The 24021-nt window shown below is 35.8% G+C and carries 26 protein-coding genes; 22 read left to right on the forward strand and 4 right to left on the reverse strand.

Annotated features, from left to right (window positions below; translation table 11 throughout):
• Positions 1-5: 5 nt before the first annotated feature.
• Positions 6-476, forward strand: a complete 471-nt coding sequence (locus tag HR057_RS00550; RefSeq protein WP_173729452.1) for a hypothetical protein — start codon at positions 6-8, stop codon at positions 474-476.
• Between the two features lie 43 nt (positions 477-519).
• Entirely contained in the window at positions 520-1857 is a 1338-nt protein-coding gene (locus HR057_RS00555) for an ArsB/NhaD family transporter (protein ID WP_173729453.1), read from the forward strand.
• Between the two features lie 116 nt (positions 1858-1973).
• Here HR057_RS00555 and HR057_RS00560 read toward each other — a convergent pair whose 3' ends face one another.
• Positions 1974-2120: a sporulation histidine kinase inhibitor Sda gene (locus HR057_RS00560; protein WP_173729686.1), complete on the reverse strand. Its 147-nt coding sequence runs from the start codon at positions 2118-2120 to the stop codon at positions 1974-1976.
• Between the two features lie 408 nt (positions 2121-2528).
• On the opposite strand from HR057_RS00560, the gene HR057_RS00565 reads away from it, so the two are divergent.
• The 8 genes from HR057_RS00565 to HR057_RS00600 are packed head-to-tail and all read left to right on the forward strand — an operon-like array spanning position 2529 to position 7573.
• Positions 2529-3044, forward strand: a complete 516-nt coding sequence (locus tag HR057_RS00565) for a YqeG family HAD IIIA-type phosphatase (RefSeq protein WP_173729454.1) — start codon at positions 2529-2531, stop codon at positions 3042-3044.
• Between the two features lie 2 nt (positions 3045-3046).
• Positions 3047-4153 (forward strand): ribosome biogenesis GTPase YqeH, encoded by a 1107-nt coding sequence (yqeH, locus tag HR057_RS00570; RefSeq protein WP_173729455.1) that lies wholly within the window; start codon positions 3047-3049, stop codon positions 4151-4153.
• Between the two features lie 24 nt (positions 4154-4177).
• Positions 4178-5017 carry a shikimate dehydrogenase gene (gene aroE, locus HR057_RS00575; RefSeq protein ID WP_173729456.1) on the forward strand — a complete coding sequence of 280 codons (840 nt, stop codon included), beginning with the start codon at positions 4178-4180 and terminating at the stop codon, positions 5015-5017.
• Between the two features lies 1 nt (position 5018).
• Positions 5019-5309, forward strand: coding sequence for a ribosome assembly RNA-binding protein YhbY (gene yhbY, locus HR057_RS00580; protein ID WP_173729457.1), 291 nt, complete (start codon positions 5019-5021; stop codon positions 5307-5309).
• Positions 5310-5330: 21 nt separating this feature from the next.
• Positions 5331-5936 (forward strand): nicotinate-nucleotide adenylyltransferase, encoded by a 606-nt coding sequence (locus tag HR057_RS00585; protein ID WP_173729458.1) that lies wholly within the window; start codon positions 5331-5333, stop codon positions 5934-5936.
• Positions 5887-6468 carry a bis(5'-nucleosyl)-tetraphosphatase (symmetrical) YqeK gene (gene yqeK / locus HR057_RS00590; protein ID WP_173729459.1) on the forward strand — a complete coding sequence of 194 codons (582 nt, stop codon included), beginning with the start codon at positions 5887-5889 and terminating at the stop codon, positions 6466-6468. Before HR057_RS00585 ends, yqeK begins: the two co-directional genes overlap by 50 nt.
• On the forward strand, positions 6469-6822 hold the full coding sequence (rsfS, locus tag HR057_RS00595; RefSeq protein WP_173729460.1) for a ribosome silencing factor: 354 nt from the start codon (positions 6469-6471) through the stop codon (positions 6820-6822).
• Between the two features lies 1 nt (position 6823).
• Complete coding sequence (locus HR057_RS00600) at positions 6824-7573, forward strand: class I SAM-dependent DNA methyltransferase (protein WP_173729461.1); 750 nt, start codon at positions 6824-6826, stop codon at positions 7571-7573.
• A gap of 71 nt (positions 7574-7644) precedes the next feature.
• Here the strand turns inward: HR057_RS00600 and comER are convergent, their stop codons facing one another.
• Entirely contained in the window at positions 7645-8466 is an 822-nt protein-coding gene (gene comER, locus HR057_RS00605) for a late competence protein ComER (protein ID WP_173729462.1), read from the reverse strand.
• A 99-nt stretch (positions 8467-8565) separates the two neighbouring features.
• On the opposite strand from comER, the gene HR057_RS00610 reads away from it, so the two are divergent.
• From HR057_RS00610 to HR057_RS00620, 3 genes are all read left to right on the forward strand, one after another.
• A complete protein-coding gene (locus HR057_RS00610; RefSeq protein WP_329955800.1) occupies positions 8566-9195 on the forward strand; it encodes a helix-hairpin-helix domain-containing protein in 630 nt (209 codons plus the stop codon).
• A gap of 78 nt (positions 9196-9273) precedes the next feature.
• Positions 9274-9843, forward strand: coding sequence for a ComE operon protein 2 (locus HR057_RS00615; protein WP_173729463.1), 570 nt, complete (start codon positions 9274-9276; stop codon positions 9841-9843).
• 18 nt (positions 9844-9861) lie between these two features.
• The gene (locus HR057_RS00620) at positions 9862-12183 is read left to right on the forward strand and encodes a DNA internalization-related competence protein ComEC/Rec2 (RefSeq protein WP_173729464.1); all 2322 of its coding nucleotides are present in this window, start codon (positions 9862-9864) and stop codon (positions 12181-12183) included.
• Between the two features lie 102 nt (positions 12184-12285).
• On the opposite strand, the gene HR057_RS00625 is transcribed toward HR057_RS00620, so the two are convergent.
• On the reverse strand, positions 12286-12417 hold the full coding sequence (locus tag HR057_RS00625) for a YqzM family protein (RefSeq protein ID WP_173729465.1): 132 nt from the start codon (positions 12415-12417) through the stop codon (positions 12286-12288).
• Positions 12418-12752: 335 nt separating this feature from the next.
• Between HR057_RS00625 and holA the strand changes: the two genes are divergently transcribed.
• Positions 12753-13775, forward strand: a complete 1023-nt coding sequence (gene holA / locus HR057_RS00630; RefSeq protein ID WP_173729466.1) for a DNA polymerase III subunit delta — start codon at positions 12753-12755, stop codon at positions 13773-13775.
• Positions 13776-13812: 37 nt separating this feature from the next.
• Here holA and rpsT read toward each other — a convergent pair whose 3' ends face one another.
• Positions 13813-14082, reverse strand: a complete 270-nt coding sequence (rpsT, locus tag HR057_RS00635) for a 30S ribosomal protein S20 (protein WP_173729467.1) — start codon at positions 14080-14082, stop codon at positions 13813-13815.
• 177 nt (positions 14083-14259) lie between these two features.
• Between rpsT and gpr the strand changes: the two genes are divergently transcribed.
• The 8 genes from gpr (at position 14260) to dnaK (ending at position 23975) form a co-directional block, all read left to right on the forward strand.
• Positions 14260-15375 (forward strand): GPR endopeptidase, encoded by a 1116-nt coding sequence (gene gpr, locus HR057_RS00640; RefSeq protein WP_173729468.1) that lies wholly within the window; start codon positions 14260-14262, stop codon positions 15373-15375.
• 111 nt (positions 15376-15486) lie between these two features.
• On the forward strand, positions 15487-16632 hold the full coding sequence (spoIIP, locus tag HR057_RS00645; protein ID WP_173729688.1) for a stage II sporulation protein P: 1146 nt from the start codon (positions 15487-15489) through the stop codon (positions 16630-16632).
• 11 nt (positions 16633-16643) lie between these two features.
• Positions 16644-17003 (forward strand): YqxA family protein, encoded by a 360-nt coding sequence (locus HR057_RS00650; RefSeq protein WP_173729469.1) that lies wholly within the window; start codon positions 16644-16646, stop codon positions 17001-17003.
• Between the two features lie 127 nt (positions 17004-17130).
• Positions 17131-18960, forward strand: a complete 1830-nt coding sequence (gene lepA, locus HR057_RS00655; RefSeq protein WP_173729470.1) for a translation elongation factor 4 — start codon at positions 17131-17133, stop codon at positions 18958-18960.
• 86 nt (positions 18961-19046) lie between these two features.
• A complete protein-coding gene (gene hemW, locus HR057_RS00660; protein ID WP_173729471.1) occupies positions 19047-20186 on the forward strand; it encodes a radical SAM family heme chaperone HemW in 1140 nt (379 codons plus the stop codon).
• A 118-nt stretch (positions 20187-20304) separates the two neighbouring features.
• On the forward strand, positions 20305-21339 hold the full coding sequence (gene hrcA / locus HR057_RS00665; RefSeq protein WP_173729472.1) for a heat-inducible transcriptional repressor HrcA: 1035 nt from the start codon (positions 20305-20307) through the stop codon (positions 21337-21339).
• Positions 21340-21442: 103 nt separating this feature from the next.
• The gene (gene grpE / locus HR057_RS00670; RefSeq protein WP_230474303.1) at positions 21443-22096 is read left to right on the forward strand and encodes a nucleotide exchange factor GrpE; all 654 of its coding nucleotides are present in this window, start codon (positions 21443-21445) and stop codon (positions 22094-22096) included.
• A gap of 40 nt (positions 22097-22136) precedes the next feature.
• Complete coding sequence (gene dnaK / locus HR057_RS00675) at positions 22137-23975, forward strand: molecular chaperone DnaK (RefSeq protein WP_173729473.1); 1839 nt, start codon at positions 22137-22139, stop codon at positions 23973-23975.
• Positions 23976-24021 lie beyond the last annotated feature (46 nt).

Here is a 24021-nt window from a genome sequence, read left to right on the forward strand (position 1 = left end):
TAGCGGTGAAAAATGTGCTAATTAATAAAATTTGCCAATTTGTCGTCACCGAGAACCAATTACGAAGTTTTTGGGAAAAATCGGGAGGAGAATTGGAGTTTGAAAGTTTAACGAATGAGCAACTGATGAGACTCGCTAAAAAAGAAATTGATCAGGCATCTCTCCGGGAACTTGAAGCTCACATTCTCGACCATGGATATAGGACGAGAGATGAAATTGAAGGTAAAATGATAGCAGATGATGATAGTGATCCATATTATCACATAGAAGTCATTGACACTTCGTTACCACCAGGCACACCTTCCACGATAAGAATTGACCGCTTGGTTCGCCTTGAATGTAAAGACTGCGGATTTGAAATGTTTGTACAAGACATAGATATAGATCCGTCTCAATTAAAGTGTCCAAGCGACGGGGGACAATTGGTGATTAACAATAATGGTAATACCTTAAAAAAATTACATAGAGAAAAATAATTTATTTAATAAAGAAAAATAATTAAAGGGGTAGGTTAGAAAAGTGGAACATGAAATTGTACATGAAACAGCAAATTGGCAGATTTATTTAGCTGTCATTATATTTTTACTTACATACGCCTTTATCATTGCTGAAAAAATTAATAGAGCAATCGTTGCTTTACTAGGCGCATTTTTAATGGTAGCTTTTAAAATTGTAGATATTGAAGCCGCTTTCGCCCATCATATCGATTGGGGGACAATCACCTTATTAATTGGGATGATGATCCTCGTTGGTATCACTAGTAAGACAGGGGTATTCCAATATGCCGCATTAAAATCAGCGAAATTTGCAAAAGGAGATCCTATTAGAATATTAATAGTTTTATCTTTGTTAACAGCAGTTGGTTCTGCCTTTTTAGATAATGTTACAACTGTATTATTAATTGTTCCGGTTACGCTTTCAATTACTCGATTAATCGGTGTCAATCCAGTTCCGTATTTAATTTCAGAAGTATTATTTTCCAACATTGGTGGTACAGCAACGTTGATCGGTGACCCGCCGAATATTATGATCGGGAATGCTGTTAAGCATTTAACATTTAACCAGTTTCTATTTAATTTAACACCTGTCGTTATTGTTATTACCCTTGTAACAATGGTCTTGCTTTACTTTATTTATCGTAAGCAATTGAAAGTAGAAGAGTCGCAAAAACAAAAGCTGATGAGTTTGGATGAAAGAGAATATATTAAAGATCCTGTATTAATGAAAAAATCTTTATCTGTTCTTGGTCTAACCATTTTAGGGTTTATCCTCCATTCAGTCGTCCATCTTGAGCCAGCTGTAGTTGCTATCGGCGGTGCAACAATCCTCATGCTAATTGGTGTAAAAGAACATGATTTAGAAGAAGTGTTCCATAGTGTTGAATGGGTGACGATCTTTTTCTTTGCCGGCTTATTTACATTAGTTGGCGGGTTAGTAGATACAGGCATTATTAAAAATTTGGCTGAACAAGCATTAACATTAACGGGTGGACATATTCCAACCGCAGCTGTTTTAATTTTATGGGTGTCAGGTATAGCATCAGCAACTATTGATAATATTCCATTTGTGGCAACGATGATTCCTCTCATTCAAGATATGGCTGTTGGAATGGGCTATGCTATTGATTCTCCTGAAATCAATTCATTATGGTGGTCTTTAGCATTAGGCGCATGTTTAGGCGGAAACGGTACTTTAATTGGCGCCTCTGCTAATGTAATTGTTGCCGGGATCGCTGCACGGGAAGGCTGCGGTTTCAGTTATTTTGATTTCCTAAAAATTGGTGCACCATTAACATTAGTTGCGTTAGCAATATCACACGTCTATATTTATTTCAGATATTTAATTGCACTTCTATAAGATATTTAAAAAACGGGGGGCAGTTCAGAAAGCCGGTTTTCGTCTTCTGAATGCCCCCACTTATTTTAAACTTTATTTCAACTTTTTAAAGGATTTCCATTTTTCGGACAGTCCCGTTAGGACGTTTTTTTAATTTTTGTGTTTACTTTTAACGAACGACGCTCAATTTCTTTTTCTATTAACTGAATAAATTCTGGACTTAATTTCAGTTCAATGGCCTTGTAAAACGACTCTAGCAATAACTCGTCTGATAATGATCTCATATTTTCAGCCAAGTAGTTGGCCATTCACCTCCTACCAAATTTATATCATACTTTATTTTTTTGGTATTTTTTCTTTTTTCTAAACATATAATGATATTTTCTCCCTACGCTTATACATTACCATGTTTTTTATTTTAGAACAATCGTTCTTATATCCACAGCAAATAGTGGATAACTTGTGGGTTTTGTGTTTATAATGTAAATAATTCCAGATGATTCATTGTTTAATAATGTGTACAAAGTTATCCACAATCGTGGAATTTCGGTAATTTTGTCGAAAAAATTTTTTCTTTATTTTATTTCGACAAAAATCTACTTGAATAATAAGAAGAAAGTTTTGAAACAATGTCGGACTTTGGCTATTATAAGTTAGTAGCTTGTTATTAAACATTATTTAGAGGTGAGTGTGTGTTACGGTTGTTTTTACCTGATGAACATGTTAATAGCATTTTTGAAATTACACCTGAAAAATTGAAAGAAAGAGGAATAAAAGGAATCATAACGGATTTAGATAATACTTTAGTAGAATGGGATCGTCCGGAAGCTACACCAAAAATAAAAGAATGGTTTCAAAAAATGAAAGAAAGCGGCATTATCATTACTATCGTGTCAAATAATAACGAGAATCGAGTAAAGCAGTTTTCGGGCCCGTTAGACATTCAATATATATATGAAGCGAAAAAACCTATGGGACGGGCTTTTCGGAAAGCTTTAAAAGATATGAAACTGAAAAAAGAGGAAGTTGTTGTGATAGGCGACCAACTGTTAACCGATGTATTAGGTGGCAATCGTTCTGGTATGCATACGATCTTGGTTGTGCCAGTTGCCCAAAGCGATGGCTTTTTCACGAGAATAAATAGGCGCATTGAGCGTTTGATTCTAAATATGATGAAACGAAAAGGTATGGTTTATTGGGAGGAATAAGTTTGGAAAAAGAAGGTTTATATTGCCAAGGCTGCGGCGTAAAAATCCAGACGGAAAATAAAGGAGAAATTGGTTATGCGCCCGCCTCTGCATTAGAACGTGATGTGATCATCTGCCAACGTTGTTTTCGTTTAAAACATTATAATGAACTCCAAGCAGTTAAATTAACAGATGATGATTTCTTAAAAATTTTAAATGAAATTGGCAAAACTGATGCCTTAATAGTTAAAATCGTAGATATCTTTGATTTTAATGGAAGCTGGCTCCCTGGGTTGCATCGTTTTGTCGGGCATAATAAAGTGTTGCTCGTTGGAAACAAAGTTGACTTACTTCCGAAATCGGTTAAAAAAACAAAACTCATTCATTGGATGAAATATTCTGCAAAAGAGCTTGGTTTAAAACCTGTTGATGTTTTTTTAATTAGTGCAGCTAAAGGAGATGGAGTAAGGGAACTCGCTCATGCAATCGATGAATTGCGTGAAGGAAAAGATGTGTATGTTGTTGGTTGCACAAATGTAGGTAAGTCTACATTTATTAATAGAATAATAAAAGAGTACAGTGGTGTAGAGGATGTGATCACCACTTCCCAGTTTCCTGGTACGACGCTCGACTTAATTGATATTCCACTTGATGACGGGAAATCACTATTTGATACACCAGGCATTATTAATCATCATCAAATGGCTCATTATGTAAGTGAAAAAGGATTAAAAATCATTTCACCGAAAAAGGAAATTAAACCTAAAGTGTACCAATTAAATGAGCGTCAAACGCTCTTTTTTGGCGGTCTTGCAAGGTTTGACTATATTTCTGGAGGAAGAAAATCATTCACATGCTATGTATCGAATGAATTGAATATTCATCGGACAAAATTGGAAAAAGCGGATCAAATATATGAAGAACATAAAGGAGAATTGCTTACTCCTCCATTTACTGACGAAGTTCAAGATTTCCCTCCTTTTGTTAAACAAGAATTTATGATTCGTGAGTCGAAAACCGACATTGTTTTTCATGGACTAGGCTGGGTTACATGCAATGAAGCTGGTTCGAAAGTAGTTGCCCATGTGCCAAAAGGTGTTGGCGTAACGATTAGAAAATCTCTCATATAATTTTTAGAACAGGATGGAGATACGATGGGGAAATTATTCGGATTATTGGGTCACCCGGTTGGTCATTCATTATCACCGATCATGCATAATGACCAGTTTGCACATCTTGGATTGGATTGTCATTATACCGCATTTGATGTTTTGCCGGAGCAATTGGAAAACGCGGTAAAGGGGATTCGTGCACTTGGAATAGCCGGTTTTAATGTGACGATTCCACATAAAGTTCAGGTGATGGAATATTTAGATGAAATTGATGAAGAAGCAAGGCAAATTGGAGCGGTCAATACGGTTGTCAATAATAATGGTACTTTGATCGGCTATAATACCGATGGGAAAGGTTTTGCCGTATCGCTTGAAAAATTAGCAGGTGAAAACTTTTTAAAGAAAAAAATATTGCTCATCGGTGCTGGGGGAGCAGCACGAGGAATTTATGTTACGTTGGCGAGAATGGGGGCAAAAAATATTGATATTGCTAATCGCACAGTTTCGAAGGCAATAGAATTGATCGAAACAAATCAATTTCCGCTTCATTCTAAAGCATTTGCAATAGATGAAGCTGAAGAGATGCTCGCAGAATATGAAATTGTCATCAATACAACTTCCGTCGGGATGAGTCCTCATATAGATCACAAGCCTCTTTCATTAAAAAATATGAAAGCTGGTACGATTTTGAGCGATATTATATATAATCCGTTCGAAACGAACTGGTTAAAAGAAGGGAAACGTTTAGGTGCAATTACACAAAATGGGATTGGCATGTTCGTCCGTCAAGGTGCATTAGCATTTGAGCTTTGGACGAATATAAAGCCTGATTATGATCGTATGGAACAAATCGTTATTCAACAGCTTAGAGGAGGAAAATAAATTGTTAACAGGTAAACAAAAACGTTTTTTACGTTCGCTAGCCCATCATTTAAATCCAATTTTTCAAGTGGGCAAAGGCGGAGTGAACGCAAATATGGTTAAACAAATAGGAGAAGCTCTAGAAGCACGAGAATTAATAAAGGTAAGTGTCTTGCAAAATTGTGAATATTCTAAGGATGAAGTGGCTGAACAATTGGCAAGCGGCGCAAATGCTGAAGTTGTACAAATTATCGGAAATACAATTGTTCTTTATAAAGAATCAGTGGAAAACAAACAAATTCGTCTCCCATAAGAAAAAGAAGGGACTGGTATTATGAAAAAAGTGGGGATCTTGGGCGGTACCTTTGACCCTCCGCATAACGGACATTTAATTATCGCCCAAGAAGTGTTATCGGTATTGAAACTTGATGAAATATGGTTTATGCCGAATAATATACCACCCCATAAAGGAAAAGTAGTAACGAAAGGTGAAGACCGCCTAGAAATGGTTAAACAGGCCATTTTTGATAATGAAAATTTTAAAGCAGAGCCAATAGAACTTGAACGGCCGGGACCTTCCTATACATATGATACGATGATCATATTAAAAGAAAGGTATCCTGATATTGATTTTTATTTTATTATTGGTGCGGATATGGTTGAATATTTGCCGAAATGGTATCGGATCAATGACTTAATGAAGCATGTTCATTTTGTAGGGGTCAAAAGACCTGGGTATGAAATAACGTCAACATTTGAAATCATTGAAGTGGAAGTACCGGAGTTCAATATTTCCTCTTCACAGTTGCGCCGTCGTTTTCGAACGAAACAAAATACAAGGTATTATTTACCTGATCAAGTAAGACATTATATTGAGGAGAAAAATCTATATGGATCGACAGAAAGCACTTCAAATTGTAAAAAAACAATTGACGGATAAACGATACGAACATACGATTGGTGTGATGGAAACATCAATCCAATTGGCAAAAAAATATGGAGCAGATGTAAAGAAAGCGGAACTCGCAGCAATTTTTCATGATTATGCAAAATTTCGTCCAAAAGAGGAAATGGAAAAGATTATTATCTCACAAAAACTGCCAAGTCAATTATTAGATTATCATTCCGAACTTTGGCATGCACCGGTCGGCGCCTATTTAGTTAAGGAGGAAGCGGGGATCGATGACGAAGAAATTTTGCAGGCAATCCGATATCATACGACCGGAAATAAAGATATGACTTTGCTTGATAAAATAGTCTTTCTGGCTGACTATATTGAACCGGGCCGTAAATTTCCGGGGGTTGATCATGTTCGGGAGCTGAGTCAGCAAAGTTTGGATAAAGCCGTGATCCAAGCATTAAAAAATACAATCAAGTTTCTCTTAGACAAAAATCAATTAATTTATCCAGATACTTTGGAAACATACAACTCATTAATGAAGAAACAACAGATGAAGGAGGATTTTAATTGAATGATTGAAAAAGATATTATGCTAATTGCGGCTAAAGCGTGTGATTCAAAAAAAGCTGAAGATATCACTGTTTTAGATATGCGGGGCGTTTCATTAGTTGCAGACTTTTTTATCATTTGCCACGGGAATTCTGAAAAGCAAGTGCAAGCCATTGCACGAGAAGTAAAAGAAAAGGCACAAGAAAATAATGTCAACATAAAACGGCTGGAAGGATATGATGAAGCACGTTGGGTGTTAGTTGACTTAGGCGATACAATCGTTCATATTTTCCACCGTGATGAAAGAATATATTATAATTTAGAGAGGTTGTGGGGAGATGCCCCGCGCGTCGATATTCAAGAAAGACTTGCATAAAATGGGTTATCAACAATTTGCGCATATTTATGACCAATTGATGGAAGACGCCCCTTATGAACAATGGCTTGCTTTTATATTAAAAAATTGGCAACTAAATGGAAATGGCGGAAAACGTCTATTAGATCTTGGTTGCGGTACGGGAACATTGTCCATTCTGTTGGCAGAAAAAGGTTTCGAAGTGACTGGCATTGATTTGTCTGAGGATATGCTTGCGATAGCACAGGCGAAAACATTTGAAGCGGGTGTTCATGTTTCTTATTTTCAACAAGATATGAGAGATTTATCAGGTTTTGAGCCTTTTGATATGATTGGCATTTTTTGTGACGCACTCAATTACTTAAAAACGGAAAAAGATGTGCAAACAACATTTGCGAACATTTACGAGCATTTGTCTATAGATGGTTTATTGTTATTTGATGTGCATTCCGTATATAAAATGGAAACAGTATTTAAAGGACAAACCTTCTCCAGTACAGATGATGATGTTTCATATATTTGGAATTGTTTTGCTGGTGACGAGCTTTATTCAGTAGAGCATGAGTTAACATTCTTTGTAAAAGATGAAGACTGTTACCGACGTTTTGATGAATATCATTATCAAAGGACATTTCCTGTTGAAGTGTACCGGGAATGGCTTGAAAACACGGGTTTTAAAGTGGTATCTATTACAGCTGATTTTACGGAAAAAAGCCCTTTGGAAATGTCTGAACGTATATTTTTTGTAGCTAAAAAAATTAAGCAAAACTAAAAACCGAGGATGATTTTCTCGGTTTTATATTTTTTTATTTCAGCAGGAAAAAATCGAAAGATGGAGAATGTTTATAAACAAAATTGTTCATTAATTTTTTCTTTTTCTTGCTGAAATTTTGCATGTGTTTGTTGAATGACATGATGAAATAAATCACCGATTTCCTCTTCCAACACTTTTATTCCTTCACCGGTGATCCCGCCTTTTACACAAACTTTTTCTTGCAATGTTTCTAATGTGTATACTTCCTGTTCGATGAGTTGCCCTAATCCAATAATCATTTTAGTAGCCAATAAAGTTGCTTGCTCTTTTGAAATTTCTGTTTCACTAACAGCCGCATCGATAAACCGCCGAAGCAAAAAAGTAAAAAAAGCCGGTCCACAGCTCGTAATGTCTGAAGCAATTCTTGTTATATTTTCTTCAATTGTTACAGGAGTTGAAATTTTTGACATCAATTGTTCAATGAAATGCTGGTGGTGAATCGGACATTTTTCTCCGAAAGTTAACAATGTGTTTCCATATAAAACACGATTATTGATGCTCGGGATGACTCGAACAACTGTACAGGGTACAATCGATTCTAGTTGTTTAACGCTAATCGGACTTGTTATGGAAATAATGCATTGTTCTTGTCTTAAAAATGGCTCAATTTCTCTTAATAAAGGATAAATATCTAAAGGTTTTATACATATAAAAATATATTGTGTATGATTCACAATATCCTTTGCCGTATCAACGACATGAATGTTGGGATATTCTTTCTGAATTTGTTCAGCTTTTTCTTTTGTTCGATTCATAATATATAAATTCTGCTCTTTTATTGCAGATGATTTGATAAATGCTTCAATCAGAATTTTTCCCATATTACCTGTTCCTATGATTCCTACGTTCACAATAATCCCCCCTTACTTGCAAACAATCCTTTATTCATGCTTATGCTTTCAGTTTAGAATTTATGAATGTGTTATAAATGGAAGGAGAATTGATCGATCGTGCAAAAATGGTTTTCAAATAGGAATCTTTTCCTCATCATCGTTTTATTGATATTAATTATTTTTTTTATTCTCCATCGCTTTCAAAGTGATGAAGATAACCTAAATTCCGACTTAGGGTTTGTTGAAGTACAAAATCAGGAAATGCCATTGCCGGAAGAATTGATGGATCAAGAAAAAAACAAAGGAATAGATTCATGCCCTCTTTTTGTTGATATAAAAGGTGCGGTTGTAAAACCAGGTGTTTACCAATTGGAGGAAAACAGCCGTGTTCTTGATGCAATTGAAAAAGCTGGGGGATTTTTAGCTGATGCTGACCAAATGAAAATTAATTTGGCTGCACGAGTCGTTGATGAAATGGTCATCTATGTCCCGAAGATTGGTGAACAAATGGTGGATAAGACGGAACACGTAGTATTTAATAATACAGATGATGGTAAAATCGATATTAATCGTGCGACAAAAGAAGAATTGGAACAATTGCCTGGAATTGGTCCTTCAAAAGCAGCCAGTATTATTTCCTATCGGGAAGAGAACGGTTTTTTTAAAACGATTGAGGAATTGATAAATGTTACGGGTATTGGAGAAAAATCGTTTGCGCTCATTAAAGATCATATTAAAGTTCGTTAATTAGAAAGCGGTTGACGGTGTTAATTTTTGCTAGCTAAAATGAGAGTAATAGTGAGCTTTAAATGGAGGAGAATGTAAATGAATCGTGTTTCATGGGATCAATACTTTATGGCGCAAAGTCATCTTTTAGCTTTAAGAAGTACATGTGAGCGCCTTCGTGTTGGAGCAACAATTGTTAGAGATAAACGGATCATTGCCGGTGGTTATAATGGGTCTTTATCAGGTCAAGCCCATTGTATCGATGAAGGTTGTTATATCATTGATAATCATTGCATGAGGACAATTCATGCTGAAATGAATGCCATATTACAATGTGCCAAGTTCGGTGTTCAAACGGAAGGTGCAGAAATTTATGTCACCCATTTTCCATGTATACATTGTACAAAAGCGATTATTCAAAGTGGAATTAAAGCAATTTATTATGCGAATGATTATAAAAACCATCCTTATGCGCTCGAAATCATACAAAAAGCTAATGTGAAATGTCAGAAAGTCGCACTAGATGGCATGGTCATTGATACAAAAAGCAAGGAAAAGAGAATATTTGTTGAGAGTCTCATTCAAAAACTAGCCGACCAAGGAATATGTGACGATGAAATTAAATTATTGAAAGAAAAAAGCGATCGTTTATTTAATTCTTATTTTTAGCTAAGGAGGTGGCCAGTCTTGCAAGGAAAATGGATATACGTTGCTTTTTCCGCTTTTCTTGGGTTGATGGCTGCCCTTTATAATTTTCATTATAGTCTTGTAATCATTGCCATCCTTTATTTAATTTGGATTGCTTTCAATGAAAACCGGGTTTCCCTTTTCTTTGTTTGCTCATTTTGGTTAGTATTGTGTGCAATTTTATTTTTGTGGACAAACGAGCGTAATGTTTCTCATTTAACTGGAGAAGAAACATCATTTAAAGGTGTCATTAAGACAATTCCAACTATTGATGGAGACCGTGTCACTTTCATCTATCAACTCCCCTCGAAAGAAAAACTTCAAGTATCATATCGAATCAAAACAGCTGATGAAAAAAATGAATTGAGCCGTCTGCAAGTGGGCATGAGCTGCCGTTTAAAAGGGCAATTAACAATTCCTCAAAAAGCTAGAAATTTTTCCGCTTTTGATTATCAAAAATTTTTATTCTATAAACGGATCCATTGGCTTTTCATACCGGATACGGTTTCTCTTTCCCATTGTACTCCTTCAACAGGTTACAAATATTTTCTCCAAAAATGGAGGGCCACCCAGCTTTCATTTATTAAAGACCATTTTCCAGAACATACGGTTGGTTTTGTTCAAGCGTTAATTTTTGGCGAACAAGAGGAAATGAGCAAAGAAGTTCAAAAAGATTTTCTCCAATTTGGTTTATCACATCTTTTAGCGATTTCCGGATCCCATGTTGTATTGATTGTTGCTGTATGTTTTTATATGTTCGTTCGTTTAGGAGTGCGGCGTGAACGAGCGTTTATGATTATTTTTTGTTCCTTGCCAATTTATATGATTTTAACCGGATGTTCCCCATCGGTTGTAAGAGCCTGCTTGGCGGCGATGCTCGTTTTAGTATCGCAAATACAGAAATTTAAAATTCCACCGTTAGATGTAGCAAGCCTCGTTTTTTTAGTAATGGTTTTACTCAACCCGTATTACATCCTAGACATTGGCTTTCAGCTTTCTTTTATTGTAAGTTTTACACTTATTCTATCTTCACAAATCATCTCTTCTTACGAAAAAGATTGGCAAAAATTAGTTGTTGTTACTGTAGTTGCTCAATTTAGTTCTTTACCGCTTGTTTTGTATTATAATTTTGAATTTTCATTGCTAAGTTTTCCCCTCAATTTTCTTTTTGTACCATTTCTATCTATTATCATTCTACCGCTCTCACTTTTTTCATTTATAGCAAGCCATTTGTTTGAACCATTTGGTGATTTTTTAATTTCATTTCTTTCTATACTGATTAATTATGCTGTTTCTTTTCTAGAAGAAATACGATATTTTTCACAGTTTACACTTCTAACTTTTGGAAAGCCTGAACGATTCTTTGTAGTCATTGAATATATCGTTATCATTTATTTTTTTAAAAGTTGGGAAATGTTTGGATTGAGGCCTCAACAAATGAAAAAAGCAGTTCTTTTATTGTTGGTCACTTTTTCTGTACACTTGTTTTCGCCTTATTTTTCAAAGGAAGGAAAAATTACGATGATTGATGTTGGACAAGGGGATAGCATTCTTATTGAGCTCCCTTTTCGTCAAGCAGTCTATTTGGTTGATACTGGCGGACAAGTTTCTTTATCAAAAGAAAAATGGCAAGAAAGGAAAAAGACCTTTGATGTCGGGGAAGATATTTTAGTGCCGCTGTTAAAAGCGAAGGGAATTCACAAGATTGACAAATTAATATTAACTCATAGTGACTGGGACCATATTGGGGGAACTAAAGCTATTCTTCACCATTTTAATGTAAAGGAGGTCATGCTTGGGAGAAATGAAATCTTTTCTATGGACAATGCATTATTAAATATATTAGGTGATGATGAACGTGCTAATAGACCGATCATTCAATTTGTAAAGAAAGGAGATTATTGGAATGAAGCTGGGCTTACATTTTATGTATTAGGCCCGGACGGCACTGAATTCAACGGAAATGACCGTTCGATTGTTCTTTTTACTAAACTAGGAGGCCTCCGCTGGCTATTTACAGGAGATTTAGAAAAAGAAGGGGAATGGAAATTGCTTCAAGCATATCCGTATTTAAAAACAGATGTCCTAAAGGTCGGCCACCACGGCAGCAAGACTTCAACGACGGAACCTTTTATTCAACAAATTGAACCAAAAATCGCCCTCATTTCTGTTGGTGAAAATAATCGTTTTGGTCATCCCCATCCAGAGGTGATCGATTTATTAAAGAAGAATAAGGTGAAAGTTCTAAGAACTGATGAAAATGGTTCCATTAGTTATAAATTTATTGGCAATAAAGGAACGTTTGAATGGTTATTGCCATAATATAAATCAGCAATGATTGCAAAATTCCAATAAAAATAAAAAGACTGCTTCCCGCAGTCCTTTTCTACCACTAAAGGATATGTTCTTTTCCATTCACTTCTTTTATCCAACAGTTTTGATAACAGTGGCGATAATAAAAATAGTAACAAAAAATCCGAATGAAGCGATAAATCCAACAGCTGAATCAACCGCATCGTTACGTTTGCTTTGTACATCCTTTTCAAATTCGTTCATCTAAATCCCTCCCATATTGACATTTTTAGTATAAGCGAAGTGATGAAAAAAATCCATAATATTAGGGAAAATAGTATTTCTTTTTCACGAAATGACAAGAGTTGTCATCAATATGTTTTTCAAAATTAGCACAAGATAATTTCAAAGGTACAACCGTTGAATAGAATGGAACCCGGGCCTTTCTATTCAGCGTTTATTATAAAGGGAGGGGTTGATGAATTCAACTCCTCTCAATGGTTTTATTTCAATGTACCGCATTCACTTCAAACTTCCATCTTGTCAAAAGTATAACAACCGTCTAGCATAAAGATATTGATGGATGGAGGTGTAATTGGTTGGGTACATATCAGACGTTACATAAAAAAATAAAGGAAAAGCAAATTGCACCTTTATATTTATTTTACGGGCAAGAAGAATTTTTAATAGAAGAAACGGTCAGTTTGCTTGTAAATACCGTACTAACAGATGAAGAAAAAGAAATGAATTTATCGGTATACGATATGAGTGAAGTTCCGATCGAAGTTGCCCTTGAGGATGCTGAAACATTGCCGTTTTTAGGAGAAAAACGGGTCGTTATCGTGAAAGATCCTTATTTTTTCACTGGTCAAAAGGATAAAAATAAAATTGACCATGATTTAAAAAAATTGGAAGAATACTTACAAACACCATCACCAGATGCTGTTGTCATCTTTAGCGGATTTTATGAAAAATTGGATGAAAGAAAGAAAATCGTCAAATTGTTTGAAAAACGTGGCGAAATTGTACATATGCCTCTACTTGATGAACAGGCGCTTCGTGCTTGGGTTAAAAACCGGGTGAAAAATGAGAAAAAGGAAATTGAAGATCGTGCACTTGATCTTCTTCTATTGCTCGTCGGGCCAAAGTTAATTCTTTTAGCCAACGAAATTGATAAAGTCATTACTTATATGGGTGTTGAAAAAAAAATCGATCAAGCAGTTATTCAAAATATTGTTGTCAGGTCATTAGAACAAAATGTGTTCGCTCTTATTGACCGGATTGTTAAAGCTAGAACGGAAGAAGCTTTGGCCATCTATTATGATTTATTAGAACAAAAAGAAGAGCCAATAAAAATCCTTGCTCTAATTGCAGGGCAATTCCGTTTTATTTATCAAGTAAAGTCATTGTACACAAGAGGATATGGTCAAAAGCAAACGGCAAGCTATTTAAAGTCACACCCCTTTAGAGTAAAACTAGCTGCAGAACAGTCAGCACGATTTACTGAACAAGAACTCGAAGACATCATCAAAACTCTGGCAGATGTTGATTACAAAATGAAAACTGGTAAAATGGACAAAAAATTATTATTAGAATTGTTTATATTGCAATTGAAAAAATAAAAAAGAAGCGCCATCAATGGGTGCTTCTTTTTTATCATTATGCGTTTTGTAGTGCATTTAATTTTTTAGCTAAGCGTGATTTTTGTCGAGCTGCTGCATTTTTATGGATAAGACCTTTACGTGCAGCTTTATCAAGCTTTCGAGAAGCTGTTAAAAGTGCGCTTTTTGCGTTTTCGATATCGTTATTTACAAGAAGTGCTTCAACTTTTTTAATAGCTGTACGCATATCAGATTTAATAGACATGTTATGTGCACGGCGTGATTCGCTAACTTTTACGCGTTTAATAGCAGATTTAATATTTGGCATTCCTTTCACCTCCCGATAAGCCGTTACGACTTTACATAGAACAAACAATATTCTATCAAAAGGGTTAGTTCATTGCAATACTTTCCGAAATGCAAAAATTATAATAAATGCATGTTTATTTGTTAAACGGTTATGCTAATTTTTAACAGAGTTTCTTTTTGATAAGGGGGTTATTCATTGAAACAAAAACTAGATTTATCAAAATACAATGTTCGTACTGATTTGGCTATTGAAGCCCATGACATGGTAGTTGAACAACAAAGAAAAAGCGATCAAAATTTATCAACCATTGAAGGTGTCATTATTAAAGAAAAAACAGAAGGAAATGTGAAAATTACGAAGGTGGAAATTACACCGAAGGGGGCAGAAGCTGTAGGCAAGAAGGCAGGTAATTATTTAACGTTGGAAGTGCAAGGGATTCGTCAGCAAAATACAGAGTTGCAAAAAGAAGTGGAGCAAATATTTGCTAGAGAATTGAATGGGTTTTTAAAACAAATAGGCATACCCGATCAAGCAAGCTGTCTTGTTGTTGGTTTAGGAAACTGGAATGTAACCCCTGATGCACTCGGTCCTATTGCAGTTGAAAATCTACTTATTACTAGACACTTATTTACTTTAGAACCTGATACAGTGAAGGATGGATTTCGTCCAGTTAGTGCAATCGCGCCAGGGGTAATGGGGCTTACCGGAATTGAAACGAGCGATATTATTGATGGCGTGATAGCGAAAACAAAACCTGATTTTGTTATAGCAATCGATGCTCTAGCAGCAAGATCCATTGAAAGAGTCAATTCTACTATTCAAATTTCTGATACTGGCATCCATCCAGGTTCAGGTGTTGGAAATAAACGGAAAGAATTAAGCGAAGAAACATTAGGAATTCCCGTTATAGCCATTGGGGTTCCGACTGTTGTAGATGCTGTTTCTATCACAAGCGATACAATTGATTTTATATTAAAACATTTTGGACGAGAGCTTAAAGAAGGAAATCGTCCAAGTCGGTCATTAGCTCCTGCAGGATTAACTTTTGGTGAAAAAAGAGTATTGCGTGAAGATGATTTGCCGGGGGAACAAGAACGCCGCTCGTTTCTTGGATTAGTTGGTACGCTGTCTGATGAGGAAAAACGAAGGTTAATTCATGAAGTATTATCGCCAATAGGACATAACTTAATGGTGACCCCAAAAGAAGTGGATGTTTTTATTGAAGATATGGCTAACGTGATCGCTTCTGGATTAAATGCCGCTCTGCATAACGAAGTCGACCAAGATAACGTTGGAGCTTATACCCATTAGGAGTCCTTTTCTCTTTTTTGTCTATTACTAGTTCTATCTCTCAAAGCTATCGAATAAATGTGTTAATAGAGACGAAGCTTTGAGAGGGGCGAGGAGCATTTGCGCAATTTAATGATCTCATTTAATAGCAATACATTGATTAAGCCAATCATTATAGTAACAACATCGCTAATGGTTATGTTCGTCATCGCAGGGATGTTGACAGCGTTGAAACCGGAGCTCAGAATATCATCTTCATCGGTCAACCAATGGAGCCAAGAGTTTGAAACGAGCTTTTTTGTCCATTTGCTAGGATTCGAAAATCAATATTTTAATCAAGCGATTCCAGCGAGTGATAAAAAAACGATTAACTTAAGTACAATTGCTTTTGAACTGGCAACGAGTATCAATCCGAATGACCCGCGTAGTTTATTAGGGAGAGAGTTGCCTGGTTTTTCGCTTTTTGACGGGGAAATTATCGTCGCTGGACAAGGTACGAACTATACGAATATGCCATATGAATCATCTCCGCCGCTTGAAGTGCTTTTACAAGAGCGGGAAGCATCTATTGAAAACATTGAGAAATATGAAGAATCAGGAAATGTTCCTCCGCCAGCATTAACGACAAATGGAGAAAAGGTTGTCTATATTTATACAACTCATTCCCGGGAGTCATACTTGCCGCATTTGCCGGAAGGTACAAAATCAACCGAATCATACTCTCATGAAATGAATGTAATGAATGTTGCAGAGAAACTTGGAAAAGAATTGAAAAAAAGAGGTATTGGTGTTCAGGTAGAAAAAACTGATTTTACAAAAGTCGTTTCTGAAAAAGGAATGAAATACTATCAATCATACGATGTATCAAGGCCTGTTATTAAACAAGCGATGGAAACTAACCGTAAACTAAAATACTTTTTTGACATCCATCGCGATTCCCAGCCTCATAAAGTAACAACAACTACAATTAATGGAAAAAAATATGCCCGAACGATTTTTATCATTGGCGGTGAACATGCCAAATATGAACAAAATTTAAAATTGGCAACCGATTTGCATAACTTGTTAGATGAAAAATACCCTGGATTAAGCCGGGGAGTCACAAAAAAACAAGGGGAAGGGACAAATGGCAAATTTAATCAAGACTTATCAGAAAATGCTATCTTAATTGAAATCGGTGGGGTAGAAAACAGTATTGAAGAAGTTTTCCGAACAGCAGAAGCTCTTGCAGAAGTATTCAGCGAATACTACTGGCAAGCAGAAGAAGTAAATGGTTAGAGGGATCCGACATGAAAAAATTTATTGGAAAATGCCTCCTCTTAAGTATAATATTATTTTTCGGTGTTCTTCTTGGTATGCAAAAAGCAAATGAAGGCCTTCTTGAAATGAAAGGCTTTGATGATCAAACATTTGCAGAAGCTTTTCATTTTAAGAAAAATGAGGACGGAACAGTTGGAGCATCTGTTCTTGGTAATGAAATTACAGCTCATGATCTTGAGGAAAAACAAAAAATGTTGGAAGAAATGAAAGCTTATCATGTTTTATCTAATATTGGTCTAAAACTAGCTGACTTATTGGGGATTTTGTTTCAATCTCTCGTTCATTTTATCGTTATTACTCTTGATAAGTTTCTGTCATTCATTGGCTGATGGGGGATGCCGATTGTGAAGCAGGGAATTAGGTCCTGCTTCTTTTTCTTTTTCAATTGAATAGTTTTTACGATATTGTTATAATCAAAATCAGTGCAATTTGCTCACGTAGTAGGAGTGGTAACGAATGAATAGTGAAACTAGGCGAAACCGGCAGAAGATGATACGAAATTTTTCAATTATTGCTCACATCGATCATGGGAAATCGACGTTAGCGGATCGAATTTTAGAAAGAACAAGCGCGGTTACCGAACGAGAGATGAAAGAGCAAATTCTTGATGCTATGGATCTTGAACGGGAACGGGGAATTACGATAAAGCTAAACGCCGTTCAATTATTATATAAAGCTAAAGACGGAAATGAATATATTTTGCATTTAATCGATACACCTGGGCATGTTGATTTTACGTACGAAGTATCAAGAAGCTTGGCTGCGTGTGAAGGTGCGATCTTAGTTGTCGATGCCGCTCAAGGGATTGAGGCGCAAACATTGGCTAACGTTTATTTAGCGTTGGATAATAACCTTGAGATTTTACCTGTGATCAATAAAATTGACTTGCCAAGTGCAGATCCAGAGCGGGTAAAAAGAGAAATTGAAGATGTTATTGGGCTTGATGCATCCGAAGCTGTTCTTGCTTCTGCAAAAACTGGCATAGGAATTGATGAAATATTAGAGCAAATTATTGAAAAAATTCCTGCTCCATCTGGAGATCCTGATGCCCCATTAAAAGCATTAATTTTTGATTCGCTTTATGATTCTTACCGGGGTGTAATTACGTATATTCGCGTAGTAGATGGTACAGTAAAAGTTGGCGATAAAATAAAAATGATGGCCACAGGAAAAGAATTTGAAGTAACCGAGGTTGGTGTTTTTACACCAAAACCGGTTCCACGAGATGAATTGACCGTTGGAGATGTTGGCTTTTTGACAGCTTCCATCAAAAACGTTAGTGATACTCGTGTCGGTGATACAATTACTAGCGCTAATAATCCTGCTAAAGAACCATTACCAGGATATAGAAAACTTAACCCGATGGTATTCTGCGGATTATATCCGATTGATACGAAAGATTATAATGATTTACGTGAAGCGCTCGAAAAATTACAATTAAATGACTCTTCCCTTCAATTCGAAGCGGAAACATCCCAAGCACTTGGTTTCGGTTTTCGCTGTGGGTTTTTAGGATTATTACATATGGAAATTATTCAAGAGCGTCTTGAACGTGAATTTAACATTGATTTAATTACAACAGCTCCAAGTGTTATATATAAAGTGAAATTAACAAATGGTAAAGAATTAACCATTGAAAATCCGTCAGATATGCCAGACCCGCAAAACATCGAAGCAATTTTTGAGCCGTATGTGAAAGCTGCTATTATGGTTCCAAATGATTATGTTGGTGCTGTAATGGAACTTTGCCAAAATAAGCGGGGCACATTTATCGATATGCAATATTTAGATGAAACCCGTGTAAATATTACGTATGAGTTGCCGTTATCAGAAATCGTGTACGACTTTTTCGATATTTTAAAATCAAGTACAAAAGGCTATGCATCTTTTGACTATGAACTGATCGGATATAAACAATCGAAATTGGTTAAAATGGATATTCTATTAAATGGCGAAAAAATTGATGCTTTGTCGTTTATCGTTCACCGTGATTTTGCATATGAACGAGGAAAAGTCATTGTTGAAAAATTAAAAGATCTCATTCCTCGACAACAATTTGAAGTGCCTGTACAAGCTGCCATTGGCACAAAAATTATCGCTCGTTCAACAATAAAAGCAATGCGCAAAAACGTTCTTGCGAAATGTTATGGCGGTGATATTTCCCGTAAGCGTAAACTTCTTGAAAAGCAAAAAGAAGGTAAAAAGCGGATGAAGCAAGTCGGTTCTGTCGAAGTTCCTCAGGAAGCATTCATGGCAGTCTTGAGAATGGATGATCAAAAAAAATAAACAATTCATAAAGGGTGACTATGCAGTCATCCTTTTTTATACATAGAAAAAGTACATTTTTGTTAAAGAATGAAAGGAAATGATTAATGGCACGGTCAGTCTATCTTCATATCCCATTTTGCGAATCAATTTGTCATTATTGCGATTTCAATAAATTTTATATTAACAGGCAGCCGGTGCACGATTATTTAATTGCATTGGAAAAAGAGATTGAACATACAATAGCAAAATATCCGCCTGAAGCTATAAAAACCGTTTTTGTTGGAGGCGGTACACCAACAGCATTGCCGCTTCGGGAGCTTGACTTTTTATTTAATATCATTCATAAACATTTGGGTGCATATTTTAATGAAGAAATAGAATTTACTTTTGAAGCAAATCCCAGTCCTTTATCAAAAGAAAAAATTTTGTTATTAAAGGATGGTGGGGTGAATCGCCTGAGCTTTGGTGTACAAACATTTGATGATGAATTATTAAAAATAATCGGCAGATCACATCGATCGATCGATGCTGTACGTTCAATTTATTTGGCCCAAGAAACAGGATTCCAAAATATTAATGTTGATTTAATTTATAGTTTGCCTGGCCAAACTACATATCAGTTTAAAGACACAATTGAAAAAGCATTTACCCTTGGTGTTCAGCATTTTTCCGGTTATTCATTGCAAATTGAGCCTAAAACCGTATTTTACAATTTAATGAGAAAAGGAAAGCTTCAGTTGCCTACTGAAGATGAAGAAGCAATGATGTATGAAATTTTGATTGATGAAATGAAAAAAAACGGTTATGAACAATATGAAATTAGTAATTTTGCATTACCAGGCTATGAAAGCAAACATAACTTAACGTATTGGTGCAATGAAGAATATTATGGAATCGGTGCAGGAGCCCATAGTTATGTCGATGGGGTTCGGAGGGTAAATGCTGGGCCTTTAAATCAATATGTAACTCTCATCAATAAGAATGGATTTCCATATATTGAAGAACATATAGTTACAATACAAGAAAAAATGGAGGAGGAGATGTTTCTCGGTTTAAGGAAAACGGCAGGTGTTTCCGTAGATTTATTTATACAAAAATTCGACAAAAATATTTATGAAATATTTGGAGAGGAAATCAACATGCTTGTGAAAAAAGGATTGCTTGAAGAAACAGACGGTTCAGTTAAATTAACGAAAAATGGAATGTTTCTTGGAAATGAAGTTTTCCAAACGTTCATTAAGTAACTTCACTTTCTGATATTAAAAATGGGCTCGCTTATTGACAATTTACGCTCATTTTTGGTAACTTATATTATAGATTTAGCACTCGCTGTATCCGAGTGCTAACAGGGGTGATTTTTCAATGCTAACCGAACGTCAGCTGTTAATCTTACAAGTGATTATCGATGATTTTATTCGGTCTGCACAAGCCGTTGGCTCTAGAACTATAGCCAAAAAAGAAAAAATTTCCTTTAGTCCGGCAACGATACGAAATGATATGGCTGATTTAGAGGAAATGGGGTTTATTGAAAAGCCGCATACCTCATCAGGACGTATTCCTTCGGAAAAAGGATATCGTTTTTATGTGGATCACCTGCTGTCCCCATCACAGTTAAATGAAGAGGAACTTGCGTCCATTCGCGAACTTTTCAATAGCAAAATTTATGAAATTGAAATGGTTGCCAAAAAGTCAGCCAAACTCCTTTCAGAGTTTACAAACTACACAACGATTGTGTTAGGTCCGGACTTAAAAGAAACTCGGCTTAAGCAAATCCAAATCATTCCTTTTAACCGTGAGAAGGTAGTTGTAATAATCGTTACAGATACGGGTAATGTTGAACATCAAACATTGTCATTGCCTGAAGGTTTGGATGTTTCTGCTTTAGAAAAATTCGTAAACATATTGAATGAGCATTTGAAAGGCTGTCCGATTATTGAGCTGCAGGACCGTATTCAAAAAGAGCTAATTGGAGTTATAAAAAAATACCTATACGATCATAATTTTGTATTTGAGTTAATGAATAAAATTTTTGATCACAATAAAACGGAAAAAGTATTTTATGGTGGGAAAACAAATATGTTATCCCAACCGGATTTCACCGATATTAATAAAATTCGTTCCTTATTATCTTTAATTGAACAGGAAAACATTGTTTATAACTTATTTAAATCAAAAGATGCTGGAATTTCAGTGAAAATCGGCCAGGAAAACAAAATTAAAGAAATGCAAAACTGCAGCGTTATAACGGCAACTTATTCAATTGGTAATGAGCCTATGGGAACCATTGCAATTTTAGGACCTACTAGAATGGAATACTCAAGGGTTATTACATTGCTCAAAATTTTCTCTGAAGACTTGTCTAAGGCGTTAACTTCCTTGTATCAAAATGAAATGTAATGTCCATATTGGTAAAAGGGAAGATTGATAGAAAGCGGTTTTCCGCTTTCCTATACATAAATTTTAGCAATAACTGAATAAAGGCTAGTAGGAGGTGAAACGAATGGTTGAAAAAGACTATTCGATGACAGAAGAAAATATAAAAACGGAGAAAGAAGAGCAAGATTCATTGCAAAATGAAACAAAAGTTGAAACTCAAACTGCTATAAATAATGATCAAGAAGCTTCTGCAGAAAATGCTTCAGAAAATCAAATAGAAAATGAGCAAGATCAAGCGTCGGAAGAAAGCGAAGAACTTTCACCGGAAAAAATAGAGATTAAAAGGCTAGAGCAGGAGCTTGAAGAAAAGCAAAATAGGCTTTTGCGCCTTCAAGCAGATTTTGAAAATTATCGGCGCCGCGTCCGTTTGGATCAGGAAGCTGCTATGAAATATCGTGCTCAAAGTTTAATTGAAAATCTACTTCCTGTCCTTGATAATTTTGAGCGGGCTTTAAATATAGAAGTAAAAGAAGAAGAGACGAAACAATTGCTTAAAGGAATGGAAATGGTTTATCGCCAATTGCAAGATGCTTTGAAAACAGAAGGTTTGAATGTCATTGAAGCAGTTGGCAAAGAATTTGATCCAAATTATCACCATGCTGTCATGCAAGTTAACGACAGCAATTATGAATCTAATGTGGTTGTTGAAGAATTACAAAAAGGCTACATTTTGAAAGATCGAGTAATACGTCCGACAATGGTTAAAGTAAATCAATAGATTTTTTGACTCTCTGAAATTATTTAAGGAGGATTTTTTTATGAGTAAAATTATTGGTATCGACTTAGGTACAACAAACTCATGTGTTGCTGTTATGGAAGGTGGAGAACCGAAAGTTATTCCAAATCCTGAAGGAAACAGAACAACACCTTCAGTTGTTGCTTTTAAAAACGGTGAACGCCAAGTTGGTGAAGTTGCAAAAAGACAAGCGATCACAAACCCTAACACTGTAATTTCAATTAAACGTCATATGGGTACAGACTATAAAGTAGAAATTGAGGGAAAAAAATATACTCCTCAAGAAATTTCAGCAATTATTTTGCAGCATTTGAAATCATATGCAGAAGATTATTTAGGAGAACCGGTTACAAGAGCAGTTATTACAGTACCTGCTTATTTTAATGATGCTCAGCGTCAAGCGACAAAAGATGCAGGTCGAATTGCCGGTCTTGAAGTTGAACGGATTATTAATGAACCAACTGCAGCTGCGTTAGCTTATGGTTTAGATAAAGAAGATGAAAACCATACAATTTTAGTTTATGACCTCGGTGGCGGTACGTTTGACGTATCAATCCTCGAATTAGGCGATGGTATTTTTGAAGTAAAAGCGACAGCGGGAGATAACCAACTTGGTGGGGATGATTTTGACCAAGTCATTATCGATTATTTAGTTGCTGAATTCAAAAAAGAACATGGCATCGATCTTTCTAAAGATAAAATGGCATTGCAACGTTTGAAAGATGCTGCTGAAAAAGCGAAAAAAGACTTATCAGGAGTTACTACAACACAAATTTCTTTACCATTTATTACAGCTGGAGAATCAGGTCCCCTACATTTAGAAATGACATTAACGCGTGCAAAATTTGAAGAACTTTCAGCTCATTTAGTTGAAAGAACAATGGGACCGGTTCGTCAAGCTATTCAAGATGCAGGCATTTCTAAGAGCGAAATTGACAAAGTTATTCTTGTAGGGGGTTCAACACGGATTCCTGCTGTTGTAGAAGCGATCAAAAAAGAAATCGGAAAAGAGCCACACAAAGGTGTTAACCCTGATGAAGTTGTTGCCCTTGGTGCAGCCATTCAAGGTGGAGTATTAACAGGAGATGTAAAAGATGTTGTCTTATTGGATGTAACTCCGCTTTCATTAGGGATCGAAACAATGGGCGGTGTCTTTACGAAATTAATTGAGCGCAATACAACAATTCCAACGAGCAAATCACAAATTTTCTCAACAGCAACTGATAATCAAACTGCTGTTGATATTCACGTTCTTCAAGGAGAGCGCCCAATGGCTGCGGACAACAAAACATTAGGACGCTTCCAATTAACAGATATTCCGCCAGCACCACGCGGAGTTCCACAAATTGAAGTTACGTTTGATATCGACGCTAACGGTATTGTTAACGTTCGTGCAGTTGATAAAGGAACAGGAAAAGAACAATCAATTACTATTAAATCGCAAACAACATTGTCAGATGAAGAAATTGAAAGAATGATCAAAGAAGCAGAAGCAAATGCGGAAGCTGATAAAAAGCGGAAAGAAGAAGCAGAACTTCGCAATGAAGCTGACCATTTAGTGTTTACGACAGATAAAACATTAAAAGATTTAGGCGACAAAGTTGATGCGGCTGAAAAGAAAAAGGCCGAAGATGCTAGAGATGCCTTAAAACAGGCAATTGAAAAGAACGACATTAATGAAATTCGCGCGAAAAAAGATGCATTGCAAGAAATTATCCAACAGCTTTCTATTAAGCTTTATGAGCAAGTTGCAAAAGAAGCTCAAGCAAACCAAGCAGGCGCTGAAAGCACAAAGGCAAAAGATGACAATATTGTAGATGCCGAATTTACAGAAATCAATGAAGAAGAAGCAAAGAAATAAATTGTTTAATCGGTTGCATTGAATGGTCAAAGTCAGGCCTGTCTTG

Source organism: Calidifontibacillus erzurumensis, from assembly GCF_013303125.1.
In the GTDB taxonomy this organism is placed as follows: Bacteria; Bacillota; Bacilli; order Bacillales; family Bacillaceae_J; genus Calidifontibacillus; species Calidifontibacillus erzurumensis.

Excerpts from the sequence above, each read along its gene's own strand:
- HR057_RS00560 (WP_173729686.1), bottom strand. The coding sequence starts at position 2,120 with ATGAGATCATTATCAGACGAGTTATTGCTAGAGTCGTTTTACAAGGCC.
- aroE (WP_173729456.1), top strand. The coding sequence starts at position 4,178 with ATGGGGAAATTATTCGGATTATTGGGTCACCCGGTTGGTCATTCATTA.
- HR057_RS00585 (WP_173729458.1), top strand. The coding sequence starts at position 5,331 with ATGAAAAAAGTGGGGATCTTGGGCGGTACCTTTGACCCTCCGCATAAC.
- yqeK (WP_173729459.1), top strand. The coding sequence starts at position 5,887 with ATGGATCGACAGAAAGCACTTCAAATTGTAAAAAAACAATTGACGGAT.
- rsfS (WP_173729460.1), top strand. The coding sequence starts at position 6,469 with ATGATTGAAAAAGATATTATGCTAATTGCGGCTAAAGCGTGTGATTCA.
- HR057_RS00600 (WP_173729461.1), top strand. The coding sequence starts at position 6,824 with ATGGGTTATCAACAATTTGCGCATATTTATGACCAATTGATGGAAGAC.
- HR057_RS00615 (WP_173729463.1), top strand. The coding sequence starts at position 9,274 with ATGAATCGTGTTTCATGGGATCAATACTTTATGGCGCAAAGTCATCTT.
- HR057_RS00625 (WP_173729465.1), bottom strand. The coding sequence starts at position 12,417 with ATGAACGAATTTGAAAAGGATGTACAAAGCAAACGTAACGATGCGGTT.
- rpsT (WP_173729467.1), bottom strand. The coding sequence starts at position 14,082 with ATGCCAAATATTAAATCTGCTATTAAACGCGTAAAAGTTAGCGAATCA.
- spoIIP (WP_173729688.1), top strand. The coding sequence starts at position 15,487 with ATGATCTCATTTAATAGCAATACATTGATTAAGCCAATCATTATAGTA.
- HR057_RS00650 (WP_173729469.1), top strand. The coding sequence starts at position 16,644 with ATGAAAAAATTTATTGGAAAATGCCTCCTCTTAAGTATAATATTATTT.
- lepA (WP_173729470.1), top strand. The coding sequence starts at position 17,131 with ATGAATAGTGAAACTAGGCGAAACCGGCAGAAGATGATACGAAATTTT.
- hemW (WP_173729471.1), top strand. The coding sequence starts at position 19,047 with ATGGCACGGTCAGTCTATCTTCATATCCCATTTTGCGAATCAATTTGT.
- hrcA (WP_173729472.1), top strand. The coding sequence starts at position 20,305 with ATGCTAACCGAACGTCAGCTGTTAATCTTACAAGTGATTATCGATGAT.
- grpE (WP_230474303.1), top strand. The coding sequence starts at position 21,443 with ATGGTTGAAAAAGACTATTCGATGACAGAAGAAAATATAAAAACGGAG.
- dnaK (WP_173729473.1), top strand. The coding sequence starts at position 22,137 with ATGAGTAAAATTATTGGTATCGACTTAGGTACAACAAACTCATGTGTT.